This is a genomic window from Candidatus Omnitrophota bacterium (genome assembly GCA_003598025.1).
In the GTDB taxonomy this organism is placed as follows: domain Bacteria; phylum Omnitrophota; class Gorgyraeia; order Gygaellales; family Profunditerraquicolaceae; genus Profunditerraquicola.
The window spans coordinates 100762-125346 of the sequence record QZKH01000002.1 but is presented as its reverse complement, the minus strand read 5'-3'; the positions used below and the strand labels follow the sequence as shown (position 1 = coordinate 125346).

The window sequence follows — 24585 nt, the reverse complement described above, 5'->3', positions numbered from 1 at the left end:
ATCAGGGGCTCCGCCTGAATTTAGTTATCAATGACATGATCTCTTCTATTTTCTTTTGTTTGTCTGAATCTGATTTGCCTTTAAGAGCGCTGACAACGCAGCCATCAAGGTGTTTTCTTAATATTTCATCCTCCACCCTGTATAGCGCGCCAATGATAGAATGGATTTGAGTGATTATATCTACGCAGTACCTCTTATCCTGGATCATCTTCTGTATACCGCGTATCTGGCCTTCGATCTTCCTTAAAAAGGCGAGTTGTTCTTCATGAGTGGTGATCTGTTTCATAGGGTACCTCCTTCCTTGTACAAATATACCATACCCCCCTACCCTATGTCAAGAAAAATCTTTACTTCCCCCAAACAAACCAGATGAATAGGTACCCGGCGAAAACCGCAGCTATAGTAAAAGGCAGGCCTATTTTCATGAAATCCCCGAAGGTCACTTTATAACCTTCCTTCTTAAGAAGCCCGCATGCTACGATATTAGCGGATGCCCCGATCGGGGTAATGTTTCCGCCTAAGCTAGCGCCTATAAGCAGGCCGAAGAGAAATAATGACGGGTCTATGTTAAGTTTACTGGACATAGATATAGCTACAGGCAGCATTGTAGCCAGAAAAGGAACATTATCGACAAAACCGGAGATTATAACGGAAAAAACTACTATAATGGTATACCCAAAGAAAAGCCTATCCCCTACTATTGAAGACAATGATGTTGATATGGTATCGATCCAGCCGGTCAATGTAAGGCTGCCGATTATAATAAAAATCCCTATTAAAAAAATTGTAGTATCCCAATCCACGCTTTTTATTGATTGAAATAGAGCGGCTTTGTTAACAAACTTATCCCAGATAAGAGAAAGAATGCCGAATATCATACAGATTATACCGGCAAGATAAGAAAACCCGGTATCCCAGAAAGAAGATATTGCAAGAGCCATTATTAAAATTACCAGCATAATTGTAGGGATCCAGGAATTTATTTTTTCTACAGAAACTAACTTCACTCTCTCCTTATGTTTTCTGAAGAACATATACAGTACTATAAAAGAGAGTATGCCTCCTAATTCTACAGCAAAAAATATACCTGGCTTGCCTTTATAGATTATGAAGTCCATAAAGTTCATCTTCGCAAAACCGGCCAGCAACATACTGGGAGGATCTCCTATAAGTGTAGCTGTGCCCTGCAGGTTGCTAGAGACAGCTATAGCAATCATCATGTTTACAGGGCTTATTTTTAATTTTCTCGCTAAAGATAGCGCAATCGGAGCAATTATCAGGACCGTAGCAACGTTCTCTACGAATGCGGAAATAAAACCAGCCAGCGCACATATAAACAATATAGCCCAGGCCGTGTTCTTGGAATTATTCACAAAAACCTCTGCGATAAAAGCCGGTACCCTGCTTTTCATGAATATGTCTGCTACAAAAAGCATGCCGACAAAGATACCCATGACATTCCAGTTTATTGAAGTAATTACCTTATTTAAAGGGATTACTCCGGTTAAAATAAGCAAAGAAGCCCCTACAGCCGCAGTCAACGACCTTTTGTTAGGTAATAATACGAAAAATAGATACGCTAGAATGAAAACCGTTATTGAAATTAATCTTGGATCCATTTTTTATTCCTCTAAACGCATAAAAAATCTCTATAATACTTCGTTATTTCTAAGTAAAACCAGTATTGCCGAGTGAGCAACGATTATATGCTTTTTGCCTTCATACTCAACCTCTATCCCGGCACTCCTTAAAAAAATACAGTAGTCTCCTTCTTTGGCTTGTAGTGGAAAATACCTGTTATCCACCTTAGGAGATTGCCAGGGCTCAATATCAACAGCCCCGGGTTCAGGCATAGGGTATCCGGGACCGGTTTTGACAACAATGCCGCTTTGGACTTTTTCCTTTTCTCTCACACCTTGAGGAAGATACAAGCCTGTCTCGGTCTTATCCTGGTTATCATCGGGCAATATTAAAACCCTGTCGCCTACTACGATCAACTCTTTTTTCATGCTTTTCTTCGGTTAGTTACAATTAATATATACCAGGTTTGCTTGTCTTTGCAATAAAAAAGCGCAGGACTTAAATCCATCCGCACAAACAAAACGCGCAAATAGTTTTTGCATCGACAAGTTTGCCTTTCCTTAATAATTCTCTGATCTGTAATTTAGTAACCACAAAAACAGAGATTACTTCATCTCTTTCAGGCGAGAATCTTCTTTTCTTAAGCCCGGTTGCTTTAAATATCTCAATCTTTTCTGTAGAATACCCGGGGACAGGAAATATAGTGCCCAGCCGTTTGAATTTATCCGCGTGATATCCGGTTTCCTCTTCTATTTCACGCCTGGCACAAGACAAAGGATTCTCGCCTTTCTCTAATGTTCCTGCCGGTAATTCATAGATATATTTACCGATTACAGGCCTGAACTGCCTGAGCATTACAATCTTATTTCCCGGCAACACCGGCACGACCAGGGCTGCGCCAGGATGTTTTATAATCTCAAGCTCGGCCGCATATCCTGTCGGCAGATTAACGCTGGCTTTATGTAAATTTAATAGCTTACCTTTAAACAAAGCCTTGCCGGATAAAACTACTGGTTTTCCGGACCGGGTGTAACTGAGTTTATTTTTGCTGACTTTCATATTATTAAGGGACAAACTTTCCAGGAATAGTTGAATTACAATGGGGGCACCTATCAACTTTTATCCGGTTTGAAAGCATAGAAAATCCTGTTCTTTCTACCAATAGTTTTTTGCATCCCGGGCAATAAGTATTATTATCCCCTGTTTGCAGATTTCCTAAATAAATGTATTTAAGTCCGGCATCAAGGCCGATCTCCTTGGCCTTATTTAAAACAGATTCTTCTGTGGGCAGCCTGTCACCGAACTCATAATTAGGGAAAAACCTTGATATATGCCAGGGGATACCTTTATCTATACCGGAGATAAATCCGGCGATGCCGCTCAATTGAACCTCCGAATCATTTTCGCCCGGTATTATCAGGGTTGTTATCTCGACCCATATATCCAGCTCCTTCATAAGCCTTATGCTATCCAGTACCGGGTTGAGCCTTCCGGAACAGTCTTTTTTATAAATCTCATCATCAAAGAATTTTAAATCCACATTAGCAGCATCAAGATACGGCTTAATCATCAATATTGCATCTTTCGACATGAAGCCATTCGTTACAAAAATATTACAGAGCTTATTTTCCTTGGCAATCTTTGCTATATCATATGCATATTCAAAGAATATTGTCGGTTCAGTATAAGTATAAGATATACTGGGGCAGCGGGTTCTTATTGCGGAATTTACAATTGCCTCCGGCAGGATTAATTTCTTACCCTCGGCTGCGGCTTTATCATCGAGCCGGGCCTGTGAGATCTGCCAATTTTGGCAAAATCCACAGCGGAAATTACATCCTATTGTCGCTATAGAAAAGGTGTCTGTACCGGGGAGGAAATGATAAAGCGGCTTCTTTTCAACCGGGTCAACCTGCATGGCTATCGGATTTCCGTAATTTAAAGAATAAAGCTTGCCGGCGATATTCTTCCTGACGCCGCAAAATCCGGAATTCCCTTCTTTAATTTTACAATTATGTGAACAAAGATAACAATGCAGATACCCGCCACTTATAACTTCATACAAATAAGCTTCTTTCATCTTTTCTGGATAAAAGTTATACCTTCATATCCTGAATTTCCTTATCAACTGCAGGAGAAATTATGCATTCTTTGCCCTGGGAATCTCCAAAATATTTATATACCACCTTAACAGGACCGCTATCATGGTTGTCATAATACCTGGATACGATACGGCAACAGAAATCTCTGGATTCATTGTCTATCTGCCCGCGGGCTAAGGAGATAGGGCCGGCAATATCATCGGGTGGTAAAAATAGCATATCCGGGCTGCTTGCTAAATTCAGCAACTGTTGGTTTTCTTTTTCATTGCGCCCCACAACAAGCTTTAACTTGTCATTTATCCTGAAATGCCTGCCGACCTTAAGCAAGTTTACCTCATTTAAACCAATATTCCCGTATTTAATCAGATCCTTTAAGCGTCTGCTGAACTGAGGGTCTGTAAGCAGGCATCCTCCGCTGGGGCAAGGATAATCATATACTCCAAATGAGCGGGCTAACGATATCTGCTCTTTCCTGCCCCTGCCGCTTATCGCCAAGAGTTTGTTTCTATCAATCCAGCCTTTCTCTTCAGCAAGTGTCGGCTCCATAACCCTGGCTGATAATGGTCTTAATACTAACCCCTCCAGGCCCGACTCTCTGTCTATTAACTTCATAATATCTCTTTTTTGCGACATTGGCCTCTGGCCCAGGACTTCACCTGTAATCACAAAAGAGGCATTCTCCCTGCTCATAGCTTCTTTTGCTTTCTTAAAAAGCAGGATACGGCAATCAATACAGGGATTCATATTAGAGCCGTAGCCGTATTTAGGCTTTTTTACAATATCAATTATTTCTCTTGAAACATTTATGTTAATAAGCCTGATGCCAAGGTCATCGGCTGCCTTCTGGGCACTATGCACACATCCCGAAGAACCTCTCTTGTTGCAAAGACAGAATGGGCTGCTGGTATGTAAAGCTATCAGTTCAATACCAGAATCCTTCATTATCCTTGCAGCCAATATACTATCCAGCCCTCCGGAAATAAGTCCTATTGCTTTCATGGATTTTATTATAAGGCTATCTCTTACTTAGTCAAGCGAACATAAATTGCGGATGCCAGCTCCTTGTCTATGGCAAACTGGCTCTGGCCTAATTGAAAAACATAGGAAGGAAACTTTTGTATTAAGGTTACTGATATTCCGGGAAGCGCGCCTATACTGATGAGTTTCTGCATTTGCGAGGCATTCTTACTCTGAAGATAGGCGATATTTCCCTTATCATGCACCTCCAATTCAGATAGGCGAGCAACAAATCTCAGGAATTTAGTATTATATTTCTTCCCGCAGCATTTTCCTGGAGGAATAGGCTTGCCGTGCGGACAGACCCTGGGATGGCCTAAAATAGTACAGACGTTATCTTCAAGCCCGGCATGAAGGATATGTTCAAACTTGCAACTTACCTCATCTATTATCTTTTTTTTCACATCAAAGACATCAACCAAAAGGCGTTCTGCCAAACGATGCCTGCGTAAAGCACCCTGGGCTGCAGATTCCCCTTTTTCTAACAGATGTATATGGGTGCCGTCCTTACGCACAAACCCTAATCGCACTAATTCTTCGATCGCAGGGTCATCGCGAGACGCTCCCAGATCCAGCGGTTTTTTGCCCTGTTCTTGCTGAACCGCCAATGCCTCTAAAATTTCTTCCGCCGATTGCGATAACATAAAATCTCCTTGTTTTAATTATAAGTGCAGGCTAAACAGAGTCAAGAGTATATTTAGAATGTATCCGGTGCCAAAAGAAAAAAATAGAATGAATATAGACATGGCTATCCCCATGCGTATACCGCGCTCCTTAACATTTATCATCAATTGAGCGATACATGGTAAAAATAAGGTAAGTGTAACGCATGCTATTACTAATTGATTACCCGATAAAAGGCCTGCTTTTTTTAAATCATAGAGGCCTGCCGCCCCGTAATCACGGCGGAAGAATCCAAATAAAAAAGCAACTGCAGCCTCATTAGGGAGGCCTATCCAGCGTACAGGAAAACCAAGAAGCTTCACTAGGAAATTAAATACCCCGGTAATCTGCCCCAACCAGATAATGAAACTGGCAATCAAGAATATAGGCAATATCTCAAGAAAATACCATCTAAGACGAAACCATGTTTTACGCAGGATATTGGATAACTTAGGAAGCCTAAGAGGCGGAATCTCCATATAAAATGTAGGCATCTCTCCCGGCATTATTTTCGCCGCCAAATATCCTATAAACATAAATACCGCTATTATTACCCCTAGCCAAACAATCAAACCAATCGGTTTATCTCCAAGAAGCCCTAAGATTACCCCCATCTGTGCAGAACAAGGAATAGCAAGAGCCAACAAAAGTGTTGCGATAATCCGCTCACGTTTAGTAGGTAACGTCCGTGTTACCATGGTTGCCATCGTATCACAACCGAAACCTAATACCAGAGGTATCACCGCCCTGCCGGAAAGGCCTATACGCTTAAACATCCTGTCTACTAACATAGCCAGCCTCGGGAGATAACCTGTATCTTCGACAATAGCAAAAGCAAAGAAAAATGTCGCCACAATCGGTAATATGATTGCCACGGCATAACGGACCCCAAGAGTTATGATGCCATATTCCCCCACAAGAAGATCCTGTAGTAGCTCAAAATGTATATAGCGGGTGATTATATTAATCATAAACGGGTTGATAAAATTTCCGAATACCTTTTCCTCCAGAAAATCTACCAAGACGCCAGCACCGAAAGTTCCAACAAATTTATACAGTCCGTAATAAAGCACTGCCAAAAGTATAGGGCCTCCGGTCAAAGGATTCATCATGATTTTACTTAAATATCCCTTGATGCTGCGTCTGTGCTTTTCCTTAAGACTGATGGCGCTTCTAGCTATACGGCTTGCCTCTTCCTGGCGGCGCTGGCTAATGATAAGCAGAAGCGGCTGAGAATAATGTGCTTTTGTTTCTTCTATAATAGTGGTTATTTCTGAAAATCTCTCTTTCTCTCTTTCTTTGACCAAGCCTAATATCTCCGTATCTTCCTGCAGAAGAAGCAAAGAAATGCTGCGCTTAGAAAGGGTATAGTCCGATAATAAAAGTGATTCCAGCCTGGATAAACTCAACTCCAGAGGATCATCATAACCTATCTTTCTATAAAAGTTTCTTAACATATTCTTCTATTCTCCCCTTTAAAATATCCAGTCCTTTGCCGGTAGTGGAAACAGTAGCTAAAACCGGTATGCTTAGATCTCTTTCCAGACGGTTTGCATCTATATTTATGCCTGCGTCCTCTGCTTCATCGGTTATATTTAATATTAAAATAACTGGCATACCCGCCTCTAAAAGCTGTAAAGTCAAAGGCAGCATACGCTCTAGATTCTTGGCATCTAGCATATGCAGCACGATAGAAGGCCTTTCGTTTATCAATATCGAGCGCGCCACTCTCTCTTCTTCTGTAACCGGAAGTAAAGAATACGCTCCCGGAGTATCTATGACTTCAAATTCTTCATCTCCTATCCTTGCTTTACCACGGGAAACCTCAACGGTTGTCCCGGGATAATTAGAAACTATGGCATAACTGCCCGTAAGGTTACTAAACATTACGGATTTACCGACATTTGGAGAGCCGAATATGGCAATCTTACGCATAAATTCCTTTCCTAATACTATATAGTTTACTATTAAAACGGGATTCCTACAATCAACCTAACCTGCAGATCATCGGTCCTCTCATTCAATCCAAACGCAGACCCTAAAGCCATCCAGTTCTTCCCAAATCTGAAAGAAACCACTGGCCCGACAGCAATTTTATCCTTTGTATAACTGCCCTTGGATTCAAGCCCAAAGCGAAAGGTTTCGCTTATTTTATAGCTACCTCCTGCTGCATACTCCCATTCAGCCAGGCCCTCAGATTCAAGGTTTGCTTTGAGTATCTGGTTGTAGCTTATATTGACTCTTCCGATATCGCGTGCCAAGATAAGCTTGGCTTCCCCCACATTGGGTTTATGCAGATCATCGTTACGTATATACTCCAAATATACTAACGGGTCCAGCAAAAATTTTCCTTTTTCACCGAATCGGTACCTAGCCCTGACCTTAAACCCGTCATACTCGGTATCATTCTCCGAGATTTTATTGCCTGTCTTCCACATCTGGTATACTGCCAGATCAAGCCTGTCGGTTAGGCCGTATTCAAGCTCAAGCCAATGTTTAACAGTGTTAATATTCGACCGGTTTATATCCTTGATCTCGGTTGTTGCATAAACCTCTGCCTCCCAAAGCCCCTTAGGCATAGTCATGTATTCGTATGTCCACACATAGCTTCTGTTGTCGGCATAAGCAGAAACAGAAAATATAACAGTATTTAAAATTACTGTTAAAAGTAACAAGTATGTTTTTTTCATCTCTCCTCCTTGTTTATATGTTATTGATAATCATTTTCAACTATATTACAAAAAAAATTTACCTGGCAGGTGACCTCAGACCATAACAAGAGCTACATATCCCGAATATTTCAAGCTTATGACTCAATGAAACAAAACCATGCTTTTTCGCCATTGCTTCCTGCATCTTTTCAAGCCTTGGGCTTACCACTTCTATAAGCTGGCCGCATTTTGTACAGATAAGGTGGTCATGGTGTTTATGATTATACTTATGCTCAAACCTTAAGACGCCATCGCCAAAATCGATTTCGCTGCAGAGCCCACATTCTGAAAAAAGCTTCATGCTTCTATAAACTGTGGTAAGGCCGATTTCAGGATGCTTCTTCTTAACCAGCCTATACAGCTCCTGGAATGAAACATGTCCCTCGGTTTCCAGGAACACATCCAATATCTTTATCCTTTGCGGAGTATGCCTGAATCTACGACGGTTTATATAATTATTGAAAATCTCTACTTCTTTTTTCATCTAGATATTATTGAAATACATTTTCAATAATAACATATAACTGTATTTTGTCAAGAATTTTTTTAGAAATATTATGGGGGGGGTGCTCAGGTATTGTTATCCTGGGATAAAGACACGGGCCAGTGCCATAACTGCAAGACCGAGTATAAAAGAACCAAAGGCTAGAATACTACGCCTAAAATTGCCTTCCTTGTGGATTTCGGGGATTAGATCCGAAGAAGCTATATAAATAAAACCTCCTGCCGTAAGCGGCAGGAGAAAATTGGAGAAACCTTCCACGGCCCCAATAATAAAATAAGAAACTAAAGCGCCTATTATCGCTGCAAGAGCAGAAATAAAATTAAAAAATAATGCCTTCTTTCTGCTAAAGCCTCCATAAACCAATACCCCAAAGTCGCCCAGCTCCTGCGGTATCTCATGAAGAATAACAGCCGTAGTCGTGACTAATCCTAAACCTGCGGATACGGAGAAACTGGCGGTTATCAGCATACCATCAATAAAATTATGCACACCATCACCAATAATGTTTAAATAAGTAAAGGCGTGGACATCACACTTGCCTTCATGACAATGCCGCCAGTAAAAATACTTTTCCATAATAAAGAAAATAACCATGCCTGCGATGACATAGGAGAATGTTCTGTTGGCTTGAGTATGCTCTAAAACTTCAGGTAAGATATGCAGAAAGGCGCCGCCTATTAGCGAGCCGGCAGAAAAACCAATCAGCCCAAAAAGGATTTTTCCTAAAAGCCTTTCATTTATAAATAAGGTGAAAATCCCTATGAGAGATATTAGGCTGACAATGACTGTGCTAATAAGGCTTAAGGTTAAAACCATCATATAAAACCAGCCTGAATTTTAATACGATAAATCCGGCTATAAAATAAAGACTACGAACCCAAACAGGGTCTTTTGCCTTTATTGGCCCTCTTGGAGCGCCAGTTAAGTTTTCCTCTTCGTTTACGTTTTCCCATATCAGTTTATTGTTTGTAATATTTTAATGGAACCGTGTCATAAATATATCTTACTGTTTCACTAAGACAGATCCTAATCACTTTTTCCATGGGCGTGTTGGCAAATGCGCCTAAACCATTACCGAGTGTCGTTGCACCAAGCAGGTTCTCCATGATCGGACCACTTGTATCTGATGCTTGGGCTTGGATCTTAGTGCTGGCTAAAATCTTTGAAGTTTCCCTTTCAATTACCCTTACATCAAGTATCATGTGCGCCCTGTTTAAGGCTGCCCCTAAAAGAGCTCCAAGCGTACCGCTACCTACTCCTCCGCCTCCGCCTACGCCTGAAGCACCCCCGGATGCCTGGGGTTGAAATTCAACTATATTTACAGATACTATCAAGTCAGGCACCGGCGGCTTCTCAGCCTCTTCCTTTTTTTGCGTGCCCTCGGATGGTGCCAAGGCGCCAGTTTGCTCATTTGCGGCATTAACTGCTGAAAGCACTTTTGGATCAATAATAACGTACCTGTTCGTTTTACTCAGAGATTCTACGAGCATCCGATGCAGGCTTGCAGCAACCTCGGCAGCAGTATTTTGATTCTTTACCTCAAAATCGGCAACTGTCATACTCGCCTTAAGGCCGGAATAATCAGGTAGAGATAGCGAAGCATTCCTTTTGGATTTATCTTTGATAAAGGGATTGAGTTTAGCGCATCCCACAATACCAAAGACCAGTAATAACGATAAAATCAGTTTTGTCCTCACATCATCACCATTTTTACTATATATTAAAAGCGCCCCATGTCAAGAGAAACATATTACGCCAGCTTTAAAAGGCTGCCGATATGCCGAATAATTTTATACGGCCTTTCTCTTTTAATCTCAGCCCTGCTGCTGGAGCCGGTTGTTACGATTATAGACTTAACACCCGCGCGCCTGCCTGCCTGCGCATCTATTACCATGTCACCTACATAGAAAGAATTTGAAGGCTTAACATGCAAACGCTTCATTATTTTATTCAGGATAAGCGGGTCCGGCTTACCTCTTTTAAGCTTGTCTGCGCAAAGCACGTAATCAAAATACCTGTCTATTCTTAGGTGTTTTATGAGTATCCCTGAAAATCTTGTCGGCCTGTTGCTTGCAACTGCAAGCAGATAACCTTTTTCTTTTAGTCCCCGCAACACTTCTCTGGTTTGAGGAAACAATCTCGATCCGCTAAGCAGGGCTTTTGAATGATGCTTCCTGTATACTGACAAAGCCTTTTTCAATAATAACCTGCCTGTGAAAGGAAGCAGGAGATTCTCGTCGCCTCTTCCTACGCTCTTTCGGATAATAGACGGTGAAACGCATGGTAAGCATAGTTTTGCCATAGTAAAATTAAAGCTATCTATTATCGCCGGATATGCGTCTATCAATGTTCCGTCCAAATCAAATATAAAAAGTTTATTTTCGGCCATGTTAAAAAAGGCAGGATGATATAATCCTGCCTGATTAAATGTTAAAAAACAGGGTTAATCTGCTGGAACTTCCGAAGGTTCGATGGCAACCGCTTCATCTTTATTCTGCAGGTCACCCGGAGATATCTCGCTCTCATTCTGCTGGGGCTTCTCTATCCATATGCTCTTTGCAATCATGTCTTGCGAAGGAGAAAGAGTATAATCGATACTTGCTGAATCACCCGGGGCTATCTCCTTTAACTCGGTTACATTTTCTAAAACTGTATCTTTGGTAACACTTATATTTGCCTGCTTATCCTGGTTTGTTTCGATATCATTATATCCGATCAAAATCGTACCGTTTTCAGTATTTATACTTACTACATGCCCCCAGAGAAAATCTATTTGAGGCGCAGAAACCTCTTCTACAGCCTTTTCCGGAGCAAGCTCCTCTGACAAAACCAGGTTTGCGCAGGCGACACTAAATAAGAAAGCTATTAGAATTAAGAAAATTCCCTTTCTCACAGTTTCATCCTCCTGTTGATGGTTAATTTATCCATAAACTTTAATTATAAAACGGTAAAAATATTAAAGCTACCCAGACTATCCCTACCGTAATCAACCCAACGGAAAGACCGATCCAGAACCACTTCAAGAAAGACATTCTAATATTCTGTTCTTTCTCAAGGATGCCTAAAGCAACTATATTGGCTGTAGAGCCAACGATTGTAATATTGCCTCCCAGGCACCCTCCGAACAGTAACGCCCACCATAAAGGCTGTAAGTTTATCTCCTGAAAACTCTGTATTACAGGTATGAAAGCTGCGACTAAGACGACATTATCCAGGATGCTTGAGCCTATCGCTGAAACCCATAAGACTATACCAATGAGAGACAAATGATTCTGCCCGGCGATATGGGCAAGCTTGCCTGCTATAATATCCGTGGCTCCGGTATACTTAAGTGTCCCTGCCTGAGCAAAGAGCATCATAAAAAACAGAAGTGTCCACCACTCAACATCCTTCTCTATAAAATCCCTGGCTTTATTGTATTTCCACATCATTACCCCGCCGCTCGAAAGCAACGGCATCATTAAAAGTACGGTATTATGTTCCAGGCTGAAGAGCAACTCAATCCTGTGGTGCATGGCAATGAAAAACAGAGTTACCCCGAAAATAATCAACCCTGTCTTTAAATCTTTTTCCGGTGGGACAGAAATAAGCCTTATAAGGATTTCATTAGCACCCATCTCCTTTATGTGCTTATTGAGTCTTTTAATCGAGTCCCTATACCAAAATAAGACCAAAAATATTGTGAAAAATAAGCACACCATCGCAAGAGGAAAGGCCTTGATTATAAAATCTTCGAATGTAAGACCTGCTTTTGAGGCGATCAATATACCTATGGGATTACCCAAGACAGTAGAAGCGCTTCCGATATTGGTAGCTAAAACCGATATGATAACAAATGGCACAGGGTCAACTTCAAAATAATCGCAGATTTCAAGAATAGCGGCAACCATGAATATTATGGATACAACCTCTGATGTCATAGCAGAAAGTATCGCGGAAATAAGCGTGATCATGATTACAAACCGCTGCGCAGTCATATTCCTGACACGCAATATAAGCTGCACTATCCAGGCAAAGAATCCTGAATCTTTTAAGAGGCCTACTAACACCATCATACCTACTAAAAAGAGTATTACTTCCAATGAAGAGAATTTAATCATATTCTCTAGGTCAATGGTCTTAGTCAGCATTAATATTGACACGCCCCAAAATGCAAAAGCCAGGCGGAAATCCCAGAATAACAAGGTCCCAAGGATAGATGCTGAGAATATGCCTATGGACAAGGCCTGATGGTAATTCAAACCTAGCCTTGAAGATATAAAACCCAAACTGGTTGAAATAAAAATTAGTGTTAATAGTTTTTTGAACATTTTCTTAAGCCTTTTACTCTCCTGCCATCCTGAACATTGCCTTTAAGACATCACATCTTGCCACTATCCCGACGACTGATCCGGAATTATCCACCACGGGCACCCGGCGTACTTTTTGAGTCAGCATCAACCTTGCTACTTCGCACAAAGCTGCATCTTGTCTGACGGTAATTACATCGCTCCTCATCAATTGTGCGACTTTAACCGTGGCAAGTTCGTTAAGCTTTTTCTTTGTGGCTTTCGGATTATCTTCATAAATAAACCTGCCGACCTTTTCTATATAACTCGGCAATAAAAATGAAAGAATGTTCTTCTCCGTAAACATACCTACAAGTTTATTATTTTTATCAATCACAGGCAAACCGCTTATTTCGAGTTGATACAATAAATTCATGGCTTCCAGAGCAGTAGAATCAGGAGCAATGCTTTTTACATCCTTAACCATTATCTCCTTTATCTTCATACTTTCTCCTTTTTATAAAGCGTGTTTTGGCTAGAATATCTGCTCAAGGCGGTTTTTCAGCTTGCCATACAAAATAGTGGCAAAGGATATTTTAATTAAATTTCCGGGCACAAAAGGAAGGAAACCAAGCAAAGAAGCCTTAAATAAACTTATGTTAAATACCTTCGAGAGCCATAGGCTCCCGCAAGAAAGAATTATTAAATCTGCGGTTAGAAAATAAAGGAATACTCTCCAGGGTTTATTGATGCCGGCATCCAGTGACCTGCCGATAAAATATGCGGCCATAATAAAACCTAATATATACCCCCCGGTAGGCCCTAAAATATAAGCAAAACCGAAATTACCTTGTGAGAAAATAGGCAGTCCTAAGCACCCTATTACAAGGTAGATGGCCTGCGAAGTAAGCCCTAAACCCGAACCAAGGAAAGCCCCGGAAAGCAAGACGAAGAATGTCTGCATCGTTATAGGGACAGGAGTAAAAGGAAGAGGTATACGCACAAATGCGCCTAAGGCAGTAGCCATGACAAAAAACCCCACCCCAATGATCTTGCAAATTCTCCTATCTACTATAAGTTCTCTTCTTAAAACAGTCTCCATAATCATCTCCGTATTTGTAAAATTAATATTGGCAACTATTATACTCTTAATCTACATTTAGTAAAGATGTATTGATAAAGGCAAAGGGCTAACAGGAGGTGTTTTTCCTATTAACCCTTTTATCGGAGGATATACTTTATTCTTTGGCGACTGCCAAAGTAACTATTCCTGCCAGGATCAAAAATAACCCAATACAACCGGTAATGATCGTCCAAAGCGCCGGTAACCATTTGATTACTGCCAAAATACCCAACACCAGAAACGTAAAGCCCAAAAACACCTTAATAATTGTTGAAAATACTTTACCCGAGCTAAAACAACAGTTTTTGCCTTCCTGTTTAATATCGTCAGCCATTTTCAACACCTCCTTCCTTCTCCGGCCTGCTCTTCCATCTCCTGTGTATCCAACCCCATTCCGCAGGGTACTTCCGGATATAAGACTCAATAATGTCGGTTATTCTCTGCACATACTTGATTATAGCTTCCTTATCCACCTTATTTTCCTCTATTACAATAGGGTCTTCAAATATAATCTTATGGCTGTTATCTTCCTGCCTTATGATAAAACATGGCAGTATTGGGCTGCCGGTGCGCGACGCCAGGATAACCGGGCCGGTTGCAGTCGCTGCTTTTCTGCCAAAAAAATTAACGAACACTCCAGAAGTACCGAAGTTCTGGTCAAGAGGTATAAAAAGGATCTCATTATCCCTTAGGCTGCGCAGAGAACTGCTCACACAAACATTCCGCGGGTAGCTGTGTATGGTTTTAACGCCGTAGCTTATCCTTTTCTCCATGAATAATTTTTCTACTCTTAGGTTACGCATCGGGCGCATTATACCGGCAGTTTTATACCCCTCTACGCTTAAACGCCCCAATAATAACGGGAAGTTGCCGAAATGCGCGCTTACCAATATGACCCCATTGCCTTTCGATAAAGCTTTGTCTAGTTTATCTTTACCTGTTATTTCAACATATCCGGCAAGTAAATTCGGCTTGTTCATAAAATATACCAGCTCAAGCCCTGATTTAGCAATGCCCAGAAAACAATCTCTGACAATCTTATCTATCTCTTGCCTATCCTTCTGGCTGCCAAAAGCAAGCTTAAGGCTTTCCTGGGCAATTATTCTTTGCTTTTTAGCAAATTTATATCCCAAAGAAGCAATCATGGCTGCGAAAATATAATGCAACTTTCGCGGCATAACCATAACCAGCCAGGAACAAAAATTAAGCGCCAGCCAAGAAATAAAGTATCCTATTTTTTTACGCCTGTCTTTCGATAACATTCTAATTATCGCAGTTATGCTAAAAAGGCAAAATTACTTAATAAACCCTGATCAATTTTGCCTATATTTTAGTATTAATTATTTTTTCTTGGTTCTTATTTCTTTTTTTGTGTTAGCCTTTTCTGTTTCCTCTGCTTGCGGAAGTATTTCAAAAACAGCCGACCAATTAGTATCATACAGCTTCTTAAAATGCATGTGGTCATTATTCATCTGGGAATAAAACGGGGCTTCTTTTCTCGTAAAAGCATACTTCGATTTAAAAGTACCCTGGATATCCTTATAAGGATGCTGTACCTGGCCTTTCAGTATATCAGAATAAAGCATGTATTCCTTGGGGTATCTGTAAAGCATATACATCGGGTCCAGAACAACTAAATAGTTGTTTTTAGGGTTCAACGCAATAAAGTATGGCGAATCGCTCCAATAGGCATGATAAATCATTTCATTTGCAGGTATGTTCTTAAGCATCCATTTGCCTACTTCTTCATAATCTCCGTTTAGGACTATTTGGCTCTCAAAAAGCTTCACTATAGGCTCCAGGCCTACCTTAAGGAATAAAACAAGTACGCATAAATACGATAAAATGAAATATCTGGACTTTGTAATTATTCTGCCCGGTTGGAAGGTATCTGACAGATCTTTCACAAAAGAAGCAAAAAATACAAGGAATAAAACAATATTATTATACCAGTATCTGTTGCTTATGAATGAACTGGCCATGAAAATACTGGAGCAAGCCCACCAAACCAGGGTAGAAAAGCTTATTTTTATGCGCCGCACCAACAACAACCAAATAATTATATTGAAAGAAAAAAAGACGACGAACTCTTCAAGAAGCACGTTTTTGGTGGGGCCGCTGCTTAGCTCGCCTCCAAAACTTATCGGAACATTTAAAAAAGAGTAATAGGGCACCAAAATAACATTTAAATGAAATGATAGCAGATTATTCGGAAAATTAGGATGTATAATCGTGCCTAAGGCTATACCCAATAAAACGCTGTAAATATTCCTAAGGTAAAATTCCTTCTTAGAGAAATATCTTATAGCCTCTGTTATCAACGCGAATATGAATATTAGAGGAAAAAATAAGTGCGAAAGCGTAAATAGTACGGTGGCTATGAATAGTTTGACGGGATTTTTATTTATCAGGAAATATATACTGAATATAAATAGAACATTAGCTAAAGTTGTCGGCCTCAAAAACGTAAAATAAGCATAAAAAACTCCGGATAAAAATGGCAAGATCAAAAAACAGGCAACCAAAAAATCCGGTAAATACTTCCTGAGGATATAGAGATAGGCAAGAAGAAATAATACATCAAAGAATATGACTGCGTATTTACCTGCCAGGACTATATTATCGGTTAGATAAGTAAACGGGCATATAAGGACATGGAATAATAAATCCTTATCAGAGAAAAATTCTTTAAAGGTGGAAAATTGCGCCCAATGGAAATCATAATGCAGCCCGAATTGCCTTATGAATTTAGCTACAGCCACATGGTAATAGCTGTCTTCGCCATAAAGGACCGGAGCAATGAATTGGAGGAATATTGTATAAGCTACCAGTAAAAAAAATACCAGGCAAAGGAACTGTCTTGAGAAATCTTTCTTCATAAACGTGCGCATGCCAGTTATTATAACAGCAAACTTGATAATTAATACCTTTTTTAATAAATGCTCAAAGTTTATATCCTATTTTGCGCAAAAGGCCCTTACGCCACTTTATATCCTCCTCTGTTTCAATGCCTTTTGGCTGTGCTCCATCGATCACACCCATTATCCCGCGCCCCGAATCTGTTTGAGCAATAATGACTTCTACGGGGTTAGCGGATGCGCAATATACGGAACACACTTCAGGTAATGCCTTTATTGCGTTTAATACATTGATCGGATAGGCCTGATCCAGAAATAAAATAAAACTGTGCCCGGCGCCCAATTCCAGCGCATTGTCAATGGCAAGTTTCTTTAATCCGGGGTCATTGCCTTCGCTTCTTACTTTACAGGCGCCTGATGCCTCGCAAAAAGCCAAACCAAACTTTATATTCGGCACACTGCTGACTAATACCTCATAGATATCTTCCACAGTCTTAATAAAATGGCTCTGGCCTAATATGATATTTAAATCCTGGGGTTTAATTATTTTAACGCTTTTAAATTCCAGCATAGCTACCTCCAGTTATTCTATCAGTGGCTCAATAAATATTTTTGCTCATTGTATTGTATTCTATCATGGAAAAAGTATGAGTTCAATAAGCAGTACATTGGTTCATAGTTCACAGAGGATATGTGGGTCATACTTCTATAAACTACGCTCAGTGAACTGTGCTCCGTGCACCGCGGACTAAAAGTAATATTTATTGAATTAGCCTGAATCTGCAATTATAATTACTATATGGAGCAGGATTTATCAAGAAGAACCGCAGAGATCAAGAAGATACTGATTATAATCCTTGCCTTTAACTGGGGAGTTGCTTTAGCCAAGATTGTTTATGGCGCTTTAAGCAAATGTTCCAGCATAAGCGCTGACGGCTTTCATTCTCTGTCAGACGGGGCATCTAATATAATTGCGCTTATCGGAATTCATCTTGCTTCGAAACCTAAAGATTTAGACCATCCTTACGGGCATAGGAAATACGAAACTTTATTCTCGTTAGCGATATCCGCTTTCCTGTTTATAGTCGCATTCAATCTGTTTAGGGTAGGATTATTGCGTATAAATAACCCTGTAATCCCTGATATCGGGCTTGGCGCTCTCATTGTCATGCTGACAACTCTAAGCATAAATCTAGCTGTCATGATTTACGAGAAAAAACAGGGCCTGAAATTGAAGAGTGATATCCTCATTTCTGACTCGATGCATACGCAGACAGATATATTCACCTCTATATCTGTTATTATAGCTTTAGCCGCTATAAAATTAGGCTTCCCTATAATCGATCCTATCGTTACAATGGTGATTTCTTTATTTATAGCCTACTCTGGGTACAGGATCATCCAGGAATCTTCCAGGGTGCTCTGTGATACAGCAGCAATAATAGACTCTAAAAAAATAGTCGATCTGGTTTTACGTATAAAAGGAGTCAGGTCCTGTCATAAGATACGTACACGGGGAAGGTCAGATGATATCTATATAGACCTGCACGTACAGGTAGACCCGGATATGCATATGGATGAAGCTCATAAAGTCTGCTACGACATAGAACGCGTTATCAAATTAAATATCGAAGGGGTTACAGACGTGATTGTGCATCTTGAACCGAAGGAAAATAACTAAAGGCCTTTCAGCACAAAAAAGAATCCGCAGCTTGCCAATATTCCCATAAACGATCCGAAATAAAAAGGAGCCTGTGCGCCGAATAATTTCCAAAGTACACCGGCTAACACAGATGCAGGCAATAAACCTATCCCGATAATTGTAGCATGCAGCCCAATCGTAGTTGCCCTAAGCCCAGCAGGTGAAATATCCGCAATAAGCGCCTTTTCCACTCCTTCAGTCAGGCCCATATAAATCCCATACAAGGCAAACAAAATCCATAAATGGCCTAATGAATTGTTTAAAGCAAACCCAAGGTAAACTAAACCGTAGAAGAGATATCCGGCTACAAGAAGTTTTTTCTTGCCGATCTTATCAGATAACCATGAGGCAGGATATATCACCACAGCCTGAATAACATTAAAAACAAGGTATAAAATAATCACGCTGGTGACAGGGCTGCCCATGTCTTTGGCCTTAAGCAGCAAAAACTGGTTTGAAGAATTGCCGAGAGTAAAAATAAAACTGAAGATCAAGAAAAGCCTAAGCCTTTTATCCAGGCCTTTCCAGCTGAAAGATATTTTTTTCCTGCCGAGCTGCTCATCTCTCTTTTCTTTCTTCTCTTTTACCAAAAAAAGCACCAACACGCCGATAAAAGCAGGAATAAGAGAATAAAAGAAAACCCGCTTAAAATTGCCCGTATAATGAGAAACCAAGAAATAAGCCAGTACGACTCCTACGGCTGCCCCGCATGTATCCATGGCCCGGTGCAGGCCAAAAGCAGAGCCCCTCTTACCTTTCGATGTGCTATCGGCAATCAAGGCATCCCGCGGAGCAGTACGTACCCCTTTGCCAAACCTGTCAAGCAGACGTCCGACTAAAACAAATCCCCAGCCTATTGACAAAAATAAAAAAACTTTTCCTAATGCGGAAGCAAAATATCCTAATATAGTGAATGGCTTGCGGGACTTCAATTTATCCGAAAAATATCCAGAGAAGACCTTCGTTATGCTTGCCAAGCTCTCTGCAACGCCCTCGATTAATCCCAGTACTGCCGGACCTGCACCGAGAACAGTTACCAGGTAAACAGGCAGCAAAGGATAGACCATCTCGCTTGATACATCAGTAAGAAAACTTGTGATTCCCAGTAATATTATATTCAGCATAATCACTCCAGATAATCCAACGGCTCCTGAGGAGAGCCGTTCTTTCTTATTTCAAGATGAAGATGTGCGTCCATGCTACGGTAATTTGCATTACCGGTCTTACCAACTTTTCCGATTATATCTCCTTGCCGCACAAACTGCCCCTCTTTAACACACAACTCATTTAGATGCCCGTATACCGTAGATACAGAGCCAGGATGTTTGATCACGACAAATTTACCCATTCCACGGCTCGACTCAGAAGCTACAACTATACCGCAATTACTTGCCCGCACCGGAGCCCAGATATCTGCAAATAGGTCAATACCATTATGCAGCCTGCCTCCGCTGCGTTTGGCGCCGAATTGGCCCTCTCCCATAGAATCATTGCGTATTACAAAATCATAGCCATACTCTATCGGGCAAAGAAAAGTTTCTTTATCTAATAAATATATTGCCGCAGGAATAGAGATTAAAGAAATTATAAATATAATAATAAATGTTTTTTTCATTTCTTCGGGATTTTGGGAGGGATTATACCATATAAAATCGCCATAATACAAAAAATTATAAATAAATCTCCAAATCGCGTATAAAAACTCAAGTAATCTATAGAAGTAAATATCTCATGGGTTGCGTAGCCGGTGATAAATATCCTGTTTCCGCCTGCATCGCTGACAGAAGATAATATTTTTCCGGTAGGCGCTATAAATCCGGACACCCCGGTATTTGCCGAACGTATAACATAAACCCTGTTCTCAACAGCACGGAAAACCGATGATTGCATATGCTGATACGGCGCCGAACTAAGGTTAAACCAGGCGTCATTTGTGATATTGACCAGAAGCCTTGAGCCGCGTCTTACAAAATTTCTGGAGATCTCAGCAATATTATCCTCAAAACAAATTAATACGGAGAATTTAACCGGAGATGGAAATACCGTATATTCATTGCCTGCGGTAAAATCACCTATGGGCACAAATGGCTCCAGAAATTTCAGGTATTTTCTAAGAGGGATGTACTCTCCGAACGGAACCAGGTGGAGTTTCTTATAAACGGTGTGGTCTTCCTTGCCGGGAGAAAGCAAAATCGCTTCGTTATAATAAGCCTCCCCTACAGCATCAACCGCACCCAGGAGCATAAAGATCTTATTATCATCCGCAAATTTTCTTACTCTACCCAGATACCATGGCTCTTCCGAGATAACTACCGGGATAGCAGCCTCAGGCCAAATTATTATTTCCGGATTATCAGGCAACACCTCTCTGCTTAACCCAAGGAACCTGTTCATTATCATATCTCTGGATTTAACATCCCACTTAAGCTCTTGAGGAATGTTGCCCTGGATAACCGAAATCTTTATCCCTTTTTTATTTTCCCCGGGTTCTACTGCTTTGGACTTATAGCAACCATAGGACAAAACTGCGATAAGCAGGGATGCGGCTAACAGAAGTTTCCTTATTCTCAGCCCGGGCTTAGCATCTGATATAAGATAATTATAAATACATACATTAATAACCATGACCAGGAATGATACTCCCCAGGCGCCAAATAAATCAGCGATTTGAATAATATAAATATTCTGATATTGGGAATATCCCAAAAGGGCCCAGCCAAAACCAGTAAAGGCGTGGCTGCGTAAATATTCCAGCATCACCCATAATGCCGGGATGATTATTACGCCTGAGTTTTTATTCCGGCTAAATAGCTTTATAAACAGAGTAAATAACGCCGAATATAAGGATAAGTAAGAAACCATCAGCAAGACTCCCGGGACAGTAACGTGGCTCAGCCAATAAACTGTCATAGACCAGAAAACCAGCCCTGAGATATAACCTGATACGAAAGATTGCGCCTTATTTTTCCCTCTTATAGCCAAGAGCAACGGGATAAAAGCCACCCAGGCGGTTATCCAGAGATTAAAAGAGGGAAAAGAAAATGCCAGTAGAATACCGGAAAGAATACTTAAGAAAAAACCTTTTTTGCCGAGATTAAAAATTTTGTTTATCCTTTGGGGAATCATTTTCCGCAACATTTCTTGTATTTTTTCCCTGAGCCGCAAGGACAGGGGTCATTTCTGCCTACTTTTTCTGCTGAAGATTTATTGGGAAGGGCCTGATGGCTTATTTGTTGGCTACTGCTAAGGCTATCTTGTGTTAAAGATTCCGGCTGCTGGTTAAAAGACTTACTATCGGGATGCAACAGCTGCTGGCTTGACTCTTTAAAAACACCCTTAAAATCTGTGGCTGGTTTAGCTGGCTGGAGCCTGAATAAAATCTCAACTGCCTCATCTTCAATCTTATAAATCATTTCGCTAAACATATTAAATGCTTCACGTTTATATTCTATCAACGGGTCCCTTTGTCCGTAAGCACGCAGCCCTATACCTTCCCTTAGGCTGTCCATCGCATAGAGGTGGTCTTTCCATTTGGCATCTGTGATCTGGAGATAAACCATGCGTTCAAGGTGCCTTAACATATCAGCACCGATTGCTTTTTCTTTTTCATCATAGGCGCTGCGGATAATCCCGGATAATTTTTCAGCTAAAACCGCCCTATCGACTATGCTCCGTAAATCCGGCTCCAGATCAAGGCCGAATTTAGACTTTATCGCGCTGGATAATCCCTCGATATCAGTTTCCGCACCGGGCTCAGCAGGCAAATATATCGATAACAATTCATCAAGTATTTTGTCTGAGCCGGAGAGTATATCGTCCCTCATAGATGCACCATCAAGAACCTGCCTGCGCTGGCCGTAAATAATCTCCCTCTGCTTATTCATCACATTATCATATTCAAGGAGCTGTTTCCTTATTTCAAAATTGTGCTCCTCTACCCTCTTCTGGGCTATCTCAATGGATTTGGAAACCCAAGGGTGATCTATGACCTGCCCTTCCTCTAATCCAAGTTTATCCATTAAATTCAATATTCTATCCGAGCCAAAAAGCCTCATAAGGTCGTCTTCAAAGGAAACGTAGAACCTTGAAGAACCGGGGTCTCCCTGGCGGCCGCATCTGCCGCGCAGCTGGTTGTCTACACGCCTTGCCTCATGACGCTCGGTGCCTATGACATGCAACCCGCCAAGCTTAACTACTTCTTCATGCTCTTTTTGTGTTTTGATTTTATATTCATTCAGCAGCTTGCCATAAGCTTCCTCATAGCCTGGGTCAGCGCGCTCAAATTTCTGGTTTATTATACTCCTGGCAATAAATTCAGGGTTGCCTCCCAGCAGTATGTCTGTGCCGCGGCCAGCCATGTTAGTAGCTATGGTCACTGCTTTATACCTGCCGGCCTGGGCAACGATCTGGGCTTCCATTTCATGATACTTAGCGTTGAGCACCTGATGTTCGACCCCGCGCCTCTTTAACATTTCCGAAAGAAGCTCTGATTTATCGATAGATATCGTACCCACCAATACCGGCCTGCCGGTATTATAAAGTTCAACTATCTCATCAACTACGGCTTTCATTTTCTCATTTTTTGACTTATAAACTCTATCCTGAAAATTATTGCGTATCAGAGGCCTATTGGTAGGTAATACTACGACATCAAGCTGGTAAATATTTTTAAACTCATTTGCCTCGGTAAATGCCGTACCGGTCATGCCTGATAATTTCTCATACATGCGGAAATAATTCTGGAAGGTAATCGTAGCCAGTGTCTGGTTCTCCCTTTCGATCTTTAAGCCCTCTTTTGCTTCTACTGCCTGATGCAGGCCGTCTGACCAGCGCCTCCCCGGCATCATCCTGCCGGTAAATTCATCGACTATGATCACCTGCCCGTCTTTAATAACATAATCGACGTCCTTCTTATACAAATTGTGGGCGCGGAGTGCCTGGATCACATGATGGCGCCATTCCATAGTGCTGATCTCATGCAGGTTATCGATATTGAGCATGCTGCATACTTTTGATTCGCCTTCTTCCGTTAAATGCGCGGTGTGGGCTTTCTCATCGACCATATAATCATAGCCCTTAGAAAGGTCCTGGCCCTTATGTTTTGCTTCAATCTCTTCTTTCTCTAAAACCCTCCTGCCTCTTAACCGCGGGACGATCTTATCGATTATGTAATACTTGTCCGTTGATTCTTCTGCGGGACCGGAAATAATCAAAGGTGTGCGCGCTTCATCGATAAGTATAGAATCTACCTCATCAACTATGGCAAAATAAAACGGCCTCTGGACTAACGCATCAAGACTGTATTTCATATTATCCCTTAGGTAATCAAACCCGAATTCATTATTGGTACCATAGGTGATATCGCAGGAATAGGCATGCCTTCTTTCTTCATCAGAAATATCGTGCTGGATCACCCCGACGGACAAGCCTAAGAATTCAAATATGGGGCCCATCCAATCGCGGTCTCTTCTTGCCAGGTAATCATTGACAGTGACTATATGTACGCCTTTACCCAGGAGCGCATTTAAATATGCCGGCAGTGTAGCTACCAGTGTTTTGCCTTCGCCTGTTGCCATTTCTGCGATCTTGCCTTCATGCAACACTATGCCCCCCAGTAACTGCACGTCAAAATGGCGCAATCCTATAGTCCTGCGTGAAGCTTCGCGCACGACCGCAAAGGCCTCAGGCAGAACGCCGGCAAATATTTTGTTGCGCGTAACCTTGATTTTATCTTTTAAGTTTTGGCGTTCTTCCTGGATGCTGGCCTGTGATAATAAGTCTTCCAGCTCAGCTATTCTAGCTTCGTAGTCCTCAGATGATTTCATAATAGCCTCTCTAAACTCCGAAGTCTTGTGTTTCAATTCCGTGTCCGAGAGAGAGGATATCACAGGTTCCAGAGAGTTGATTTGCTCGACTATCGCGGCAAGCTCGACGATTTTATTGACCGATGGGTTGGGTATATCGGGGTGTAAATTTATTTTAGCAGAAGGATAACGTTGTTTTATTACCCTCTTTTTATTCTCTAAAGATCTTTTCTTGATGAATCCTAACATTT

The 24585-nt window shown here is 41.2% G+C and carries 27 protein-coding genes; 1 reads left to right on the top strand and 26 read right to left on the bottom strand.

Features of this window, described 5'->3' with window-relative positions; all coding sequences use genetic code 11:
* Position 1: 1 nt before the first annotated feature.
* The 22 genes from C4533_00825 to C4533_00720 all read right to left on the bottom strand — a co-directional run bounded on the left by C4533_00825 (position 2) and on the right by C4533_00720 (position 17396).
* Entirely contained in the window at positions 2-286 is a 285-nt protein-coding gene (locus tag C4533_00825; GenBank protein ID RJP29569.1) for a transcriptional regulator, read from the bottom strand.
* Positions 287-347: 61 nt separating this feature from the next.
* Positions 348-1619, bottom strand: coding sequence for a TRAP transporter large permease subunit (locus tag C4533_00820; protein ID RJP29568.1), 1272 nt, complete (start codon positions 1617-1619; stop codon positions 348-350).
* Between the two features lie 30 nt (positions 1620-1649).
* The gene (locus C4533_00815) at positions 1650-2009 is read right to left on the bottom strand and encodes a co-chaperone GroES (GenBank protein RJP29567.1); all 360 of its coding nucleotides are present in this window, start codon (positions 2007-2009) and stop codon (positions 1650-1652) included.
* Positions 2010-2079: 70 nt separating this feature from the next.
* Positions 2080-2640, bottom strand: a complete 561-nt coding sequence (locus C4533_00810) for an NUDIX hydrolase (GenBank protein RJP29566.1) — start codon at positions 2638-2640, stop codon at positions 2080-2082.
* Between the two features lie 4 nt (positions 2641-2644).
* Positions 2645-3661 (bottom strand): AmmeMemoRadiSam system radical SAM enzyme, encoded by a 1017-nt coding sequence (gene amrS, locus C4533_00805; GenBank protein ID RJP29565.1) that lies wholly within the window; start codon positions 3659-3661, stop codon positions 2645-2647.
* Positions 3662-3677: 16 nt separating this feature from the next.
* Positions 3678-4682, bottom strand: coding sequence for a hypothetical protein (locus tag C4533_00800; protein ID RJP29564.1), 1005 nt, complete (start codon positions 4680-4682; stop codon positions 3678-3680).
* Positions 4683-4705: 23 nt separating this feature from the next.
* Positions 4706-5344 carry a hypothetical protein gene (locus C4533_00795; protein RJP29563.1) on the bottom strand — a complete coding sequence of 213 codons (639 nt, stop codon included), beginning with the start codon at positions 5342-5344 and terminating at the stop codon, positions 4706-4708.
* A gap of 18 nt (positions 5345-5362) precedes the next feature.
* Positions 5363-6820 carry a ferrous iron transporter B gene (locus tag C4533_00790; protein RJP29562.1) on the bottom strand — a complete coding sequence of 486 codons (1458 nt, stop codon included), beginning with the start codon at positions 6818-6820 and terminating at the stop codon, positions 5363-5365.
* On the bottom strand, positions 6801-7298 hold the full coding sequence (locus C4533_00785; protein RJP29561.1) for a GTP-binding protein: 498 nt from the start codon (positions 7296-7298) through the stop codon (positions 6801-6803). Before C4533_00785 ends, C4533_00790 begins: the two co-directional genes overlap by 20 nt.
* 32 nt (positions 7299-7330) lie before the next feature.
* Positions 7331-8053 carry a hypothetical protein gene (locus C4533_00780; protein RJP29560.1) on the bottom strand — a complete coding sequence of 241 codons (723 nt, stop codon included), beginning with the start codon at positions 8051-8053 and terminating at the stop codon, positions 7331-7333.
* Positions 8054-8111: 58 nt separating this feature from the next.
* Complete coding sequence (locus C4533_00775; protein RJP29559.1) at positions 8112-8558, bottom strand: transcriptional repressor; 447 nt, start codon at positions 8556-8558, stop codon at positions 8112-8114.
* Positions 8559-8654: 96 nt separating this feature from the next.
* Positions 8655-9395: a ZIP family metal transporter gene (locus C4533_00770; protein ID RJP29839.1), complete on the bottom strand. Its 741-nt coding sequence runs from the start codon at positions 9393-9395 to the stop codon at positions 8655-8657.
* Positions 9396-9538: 143 nt separating this feature from the next.
* Positions 9539-10276, bottom strand: a complete 738-nt coding sequence (locus tag C4533_00765; GenBank protein RJP29558.1) for a hypothetical protein — start codon at positions 10274-10276, stop codon at positions 9539-9541.
* Between the two features lie 53 nt (positions 10277-10329).
* Entirely contained in the window at positions 10330-10968 is a 639-nt protein-coding gene (locus C4533_00760) for an HAD family hydrolase (GenBank protein ID RJP29557.1), read from the bottom strand.
* 54 nt (positions 10969-11022) lie between these two features.
* The gene (locus C4533_00755; GenBank protein RJP29556.1) at positions 11023-11472 is read right to left on the bottom strand and encodes a hypothetical protein; all 450 of its coding nucleotides are present in this window, start codon (positions 11470-11472) and stop codon (positions 11023-11025) included.
* Positions 11473-11512: 40 nt separating this feature from the next.
* Positions 11513-12889, bottom strand: a complete 1377-nt coding sequence (locus tag C4533_00750; GenBank protein RJP29555.1) for a hypothetical protein — start codon at positions 12887-12889, stop codon at positions 11513-11515.
* Between the two features lie 13 nt (positions 12890-12902).
* Complete coding sequence (locus C4533_00745) at positions 12903-13352, bottom strand: CBS domain-containing protein (protein ID RJP29554.1); 450 nt, start codon at positions 13350-13352, stop codon at positions 12903-12905.
* 30 nt (positions 13353-13382) lie between these two features.
* A complete protein-coding gene (locus tag C4533_00740) occupies positions 13383-13955 on the bottom strand; it encodes a biotin transporter BioY (protein RJP29553.1) in 573 nt (190 codons plus the stop codon).
* Between the two features lie 130 nt (positions 13956-14085).
* Positions 14086-14304, bottom strand: a complete 219-nt coding sequence (locus C4533_00735; protein ID RJP29552.1) for a hypothetical protein — start codon at positions 14302-14304, stop codon at positions 14086-14088.
* On the bottom strand, positions 14297-15232 hold the full coding sequence (locus C4533_00730; protein RJP29551.1) for a hypothetical protein: 936 nt from the start codon (positions 15230-15232) through the stop codon (positions 14297-14299). The genes C4533_00735 and C4533_00730 overlap by 8 nt, the downstream gene beginning before the upstream one ends.
* Positions 15233-15310: 78 nt before the next feature.
* Complete coding sequence (locus tag C4533_00725) at positions 15311-16849, bottom strand: hypothetical protein (protein RJP29550.1); 1539 nt, start codon at positions 16847-16849, stop codon at positions 15311-15313.
* A 64-nt stretch (positions 16850-16913) separates the two neighbouring features.
* Positions 16914-17396 carry a hypothetical protein gene (locus tag C4533_00720; protein RJP29838.1) on the bottom strand — a complete coding sequence of 161 codons (483 nt, stop codon included), beginning with the start codon at positions 17394-17396 and terminating at the stop codon, positions 16914-16916.
* Positions 17397-17627: 231 nt separating this feature from the next.
* Here C4533_00720 and C4533_00715 point away from each other — a divergent pair, with 231 nt between their 5' ends.
* Positions 17628-18509, top strand: a complete 882-nt coding sequence (locus C4533_00715; GenBank protein RJP29549.1) for a cation transporter — start codon at positions 17628-17630, stop codon at positions 18507-18509.
* On the opposite strand, the gene C4533_00710 is transcribed toward C4533_00715, so the two are convergent.
* From C4533_00710 to secA, 4 genes are read right to left on the bottom strand one after another with little or no spacing between them, the layout of a single operon-like run.
* A complete protein-coding gene (locus tag C4533_00710) occupies positions 18506-19654 on the bottom strand; it encodes an MFS transporter (protein RJP29548.1) in 1149 nt (382 codons plus the stop codon). The two genes, C4533_00715 and C4533_00710, sit on opposite strands and share 4 nt — an antisense overlap.
* A gap of 2 nt (positions 19655-19656) precedes the next feature.
* On the bottom strand, positions 19657-20145 hold the full coding sequence (locus tag C4533_00705) for a M23 family metallopeptidase (GenBank protein ID RJP29547.1): 489 nt from the start codon (positions 20143-20145) through the stop codon (positions 19657-19659).
* Positions 20142-21668: an apolipoprotein N-acyltransferase gene (lnt, locus tag C4533_00700; GenBank protein RJP29546.1), complete on the bottom strand. Its 1527-nt coding sequence runs from the start codon at positions 21666-21668 to the stop codon at positions 20142-20144. The genes C4533_00705 and lnt overlap by 4 nt, the downstream gene beginning before the upstream one ends.
* Entirely contained in the window at positions 21653-24583 is a 2931-nt protein-coding gene (gene secA / locus C4533_00695) for a preprotein translocase subunit SecA (protein ID RJP29545.1), read from the bottom strand. Before secA ends, lnt begins: the two co-directional genes overlap by 16 nt.
* Positions 24584-24585 lie beyond the last annotated feature (2 nt).

What these genes read in the sequence shown, in the direction of transcription:
- C4533_00820 (RJP29568.1), bottom strand. Translation starts at nt 1,619, where the DNA reads ATGGATCCAAGATTAATTTCAATAACGGTTTTCATTCTAGCGTATCTA.
- C4533_00790 (RJP29562.1), bottom strand. Translation starts at nt 6,820, where the DNA reads ATGTTAAGAAACTTTTATAGAAAGATAGGTTATGATGATCCTCTGGAG.
- C4533_00725 (RJP29550.1), bottom strand. Translation starts at nt 16,849, where the DNA reads ATGAAGAAAGATTTCTCAAGACAGTTCCTTTGCCTGGTATTTTTTTTA.
- C4533_00730 (RJP29551.1), bottom strand. Translation starts at nt 15,232, where the DNA reads ATGTTATCGAAAGACAGGCGTAAAAAAATAGGATACTTTATTTCTTGG.
- lnt (RJP29546.1), bottom strand. Translation starts at nt 21,668, where the DNA reads ATGTTGCGGAAAATGATTCCCCAAAGGATAAACAAAATTTTTAATCTC.
- C4533_00715 (RJP29549.1), top strand. Translation starts at nt 17,628, where the DNA reads ATGGAGCAGGATTTATCAAGAAGAACCGCAGAGATCAAGAAGATACTG.
- C4533_00775 (RJP29559.1), bottom strand. Translation starts at nt 8,558, where the DNA reads ATGAAAAAAGAAGTAGAGATTTTCAATAATTATATAAACCGTCGTAGA.
- C4533_00710 (RJP29548.1), bottom strand. Translation starts at nt 19,654, where the DNA reads ATGCTGAATATAATATTACTGGGAATCACAAGTTTTCTTACTGATGTA.
- C4533_00825 (RJP29569.1), bottom strand. Translation starts at nt 286, where the DNA reads ATGAAACAGATCACCACTCATGAAGAACAACTCGCCTTTTTAAGGAAG.
- C4533_00800 (RJP29564.1), bottom strand. Translation starts at nt 4,682, where the DNA reads ATGAAAGCAATAGGACTTATTTCCGGAGGGCTGGATAGTATATTGGCT.
- C4533_00810 (RJP29566.1), bottom strand. Translation starts at nt 2,640, where the DNA reads ATGAAAGTCAGCAAAAATAAACTCAGTTACACCCGGTCCGGAAAACCA.
- C4533_00770 (RJP29839.1), bottom strand. Translation starts at nt 9,395, where the DNA reads ATGGTTTTAACCTTAAGCCTTATTAGCACAGTCATTGTCAGCCTAATA.
- C4533_00795 (RJP29563.1), bottom strand. Translation starts at nt 5,344, where the DNA reads ATGTTATCGCAATCGGCGGAAGAAATTTTAGAGGCATTGGCGGTTCAG.
- C4533_00705 (RJP29547.1), bottom strand. Translation starts at nt 20,145, where the DNA reads ATGAAAAAAACATTTATTATTATATTTATAATTTCTTTAATCTCTATT.
- C4533_00745 (RJP29554.1), bottom strand. Translation starts at nt 13,352, where the DNA reads ATGAAGATAAAGGAGATAATGGTTAAGGATGTAAAAAGCATTGCTCCT.
- C4533_00815 (RJP29567.1), bottom strand. Translation starts at nt 2,009, where the DNA reads ATGAAAAAAGAGTTGATCGTAGTAGGCGACAGGGTTTTAATATTGCCC.
- C4533_00780 (RJP29560.1), bottom strand. Translation starts at nt 8,053, where the DNA reads ATGAAAAAAACATACTTGTTACTTTTAACAGTAATTTTAAATACTGTT.
- C4533_00735 (RJP29552.1), bottom strand. Translation starts at nt 14,304, where the DNA reads ATGGCTGACGATATTAAACAGGAAGGCAAAAACTGTTGTTTTAGCTCG.
- C4533_00750 (RJP29555.1), bottom strand. Translation starts at nt 12,889, where the DNA reads ATGTTCAAAAAACTATTAACACTAATTTTTATTTCAACCAGTTTGGGT.
- secA (RJP29545.1), bottom strand. Translation starts at nt 24,583, where the DNA reads ATGTTAGGATTCATCAAGAAAAGATCTTTAGAGAATAAAAAGAGGGTA.
- amrS (RJP29565.1), bottom strand. Translation starts at nt 3,661, where the DNA reads ATGAAAGAAGCTTATTTGTATGAAGTTATAAGTGGCGGGTATCTGCAT.
- C4533_00740 (RJP29553.1), bottom strand. Translation starts at nt 13,955, where the DNA reads ATGATTATGGAGACTGTTTTAAGAAGAGAACTTATAGTAGATAGGAGA.
- C4533_00785 (RJP29561.1), bottom strand. Translation starts at nt 7,298, where the DNA reads ATGCGTAAGATTGCCATATTCGGCTCTCCAAATGTCGGTAAATCCGTA.
- C4533_00760 (RJP29557.1), bottom strand. Translation starts at nt 10,968, where the DNA reads ATGGCCGAAAATAAACTTTTTATATTTGATTTGGACGGAACATTGATA.